This is a genomic window from Salinibacterium sp. (genome assembly GCF_031364185.1).
Classification (GTDB): Bacteria; Actinomycetota; Actinomycetes; order Actinomycetales; family Microbacteriaceae; genus Rhodoglobus.
Genome location: NZ_JANLVV010000162.1, coordinates 1 through 2,565, shown reverse-complemented (window position 1 = coordinate 2,565; position 2,565 = coordinate 1). Strand labels below are relative to the sequence as shown.

Annotated in this window: 2 protein-coding genes; both read left to right on the top strand. The window is 61.7% G+C overall.

Annotated elements, in window-relative coordinates; all coding sequences use genetic code 11:
* The coding region (locus RMN95_RS07340; RefSeq protein ID WP_309616284.1) for an ROK family protein at positions 1-296 on the top strand (296 nt) is incomplete at its 5' end.
* 259 nt (positions 297-555) lie between these two features.
* Positions 556-2,565 (top strand): ThuA domain-containing protein (locus RMN95_RS07335; protein ID WP_309616283.1); only part of this gene is annotated, 2,010 nt, incomplete at its 3' end.

Below are 2,565 nucleotides of genomic sequence, written 5' to 3'. Positions count from 1 at the left end.
CACAGCTGGATTTTCTGGCGATCGCGTTGTGCAATGTAGTCAATATTTTCAACCCCGAGCGGATCATCCTGGGTGGTTTTCTTGCGTCCCTCTTTCAGCTCAACCCCGAACGGCTGACCCTGCAGGTCGCCTCTCGGGCTCTTCATGGCCCGCGGGAGGTCGCGACCATCACCAGGGCCGTGCTGGGGTCCAGTCTGCTCATGATTGGGGCGGCCGAGTTGGCCCTCGCGCCATTGCTAGCCGACCCGGCCGGAGTGAGTGCGCTCACCGCCGGTGGCGTCTCGCCGAGGGATTAAAGCGAGCCGTTATCGGCAATTGTTGTAGCTCAGGAAAAATTATGCCGATCTGTCGGCCTGCTCCTCTTGCCCACCAGTGCCTGCAATATGGCGCGGTTCTCTGATAAGGAACTTTTCTCACGCGGCCGGTCACGTATTTAGCTTGACAAACAACATTTACTAGCCTTAGCCTCGCACCAGGCACAGTCATCGTGGACTGCCCCCGTTTGCGGTCACGAAGAGCAGGGCCAGCTGAATCGTCGACGCTAGGAGTCCCCCCGTGAATAATGTCATCAGCCTCGCCCGACGCGTCACCCCACCGGTGCTCTCGCTTCTTGCATCGGTGGCCATGATCGCGGGCTTCGTTGTGCCGCTGAGCCTCGGCGTGGCGACCGCTACCGCGGCCCAACCCGTTGCCGCCGCACAGCCCGCCGACTTCCGTGTGCTCGTCTTCTCGAAGACTGCGGGCTTCCGCCACGGGTCGATCCCGCTCGGCAACGCGCTCATCGCACAGCTTGCGGCCGAGAACAACTTCGAGGCCGTGTTCAGCGAAGACGCGACCGTCTTCGATCCGGCGAATGCGGAGGTGCTCGCCGGCTTCGATGCGGTCGTCTTCAACTCGACCACGGGCGACGTGCTAGATGCGGGACAGCAGGCGACCTTCGAGGCTTACATCCGGGGCGGGGGAGGGTTTGCCGGCATCCACTCCGCAACCGATACCGAATATGACTGGGCCTTTTATGGCCAACTCGTCGGCGGCTACTTCAATGGACATCCCGCCCCGCAAGCTGCGTCCATCAAGATCGAGGATGACACGAACGAGTCCACGAAACACCTTGAGGGTGACACCTGGGACCGCACTGACGAGTGGTACAACTTCCGCAATCTCGACCGGGACAAGGTGCATGTGCTGCTGTCGCTCGATGAGAAGTCGTACACCGGCGGCAACATGGGGCCGGAGCACCCGATCTCGTGGTGCCAGGAATTTGAGGGCGGACGCTCGTGGTACACCGGCCTGGGCCACACCGACGCGAGCTACTCTGAGGCCGCGTTTCAGAAGCATGTGCTTGGCGGTCTGAAGATCGCGGCAGGCGTCGTACCATCCGGATGCTCGGCAACCCAGAGCTCCAACTACGAGGTCGTCACGCTCGACGACAACACCCAAAACCCGATGGCGCTCGACATCGCTGCCGATGGAACAGTGTTCTACATTGAGCGAAACGGTCGGTTGCAGCAGATCGACCCTGTAACCCGGGCCACCTCGACGGCGCTCTCGCTGCCTGTGACCCAGGCTAACGAAGATGGGTTGCTTGGCGTTGCGCTCGACCCGGCCTTTGCCACCAACGGCTGGGTGTATCTGTACTGGGCCCCAAGTGACGTCACCCTGGACGGCCCGCACAACCGCATTTCGCGTTACACCTATGACTTCGGGTCGAAAACCGCGAGCGTGTCGAGCGAGAAGACCCTGTTGAAAGTCACCACGCAGCGCAATACCTGCTGCCACGCCGGCGGCGACATGCTTTTCGACAACGACGGTAATTTGATTCTCGCCACCGGAGACAATACCAACCCGTTCGAGTCGGATGGCTATACGCCGATCGACGAACGCAGTGGCCGCCAGGACTTCGATGCCCAGCGCTCCTCCGCGAACACCAACGACCTGCGAGGCAAGGTGCTGCGCATCACCCCGACCATCGCCGGCGGCTATTCGATCCCCGGCGGGAATCTCTTCGCGGAGGCGGATGACGCAGCGGGCAAGACTCGGCCCGAGATTTACGCGATGGGCTTTCGTAATCCGTTCCGCATCGGGATTGACCGTAAGACCAACCTGATCCTGGTCGCCGACTATGGCCCGGACGCTGGTGGTGACAATCCCGCCCGCGGCCCGCGCGGCTCGGTCGAATGGAATCTGCTCAAGGCTCCGGGAAATTACGGCTGGCCATATTGTGCCGGTGGCAATTGCTATCGGGACTACAACTTCGCGACTCTCCAATCGGGCGCCGCCTTCAGCCCAGAAAACCCGATCAACACCTCGCCGAACAACACGGGGCTCAACACGCTTCCTCCCGTCATCAAGGCCGACATTTGGTACACGGGCAGCGCGAGCGCGGAATTTCCCGAAATCGGCGGTGGCGGTGCTCCGATGGGAGGCCCCGTATACCGCTATGACGCCGACCTGAAATCGGACGTGAAGTGGCCGGAATACTGGGACGGGAAGGCCCTCTTCGGCGAGTGGAATCAGGGCAAGATGTACTCGTTCCAGCTGAACGAGTCGACTCCGCCGGCGGAA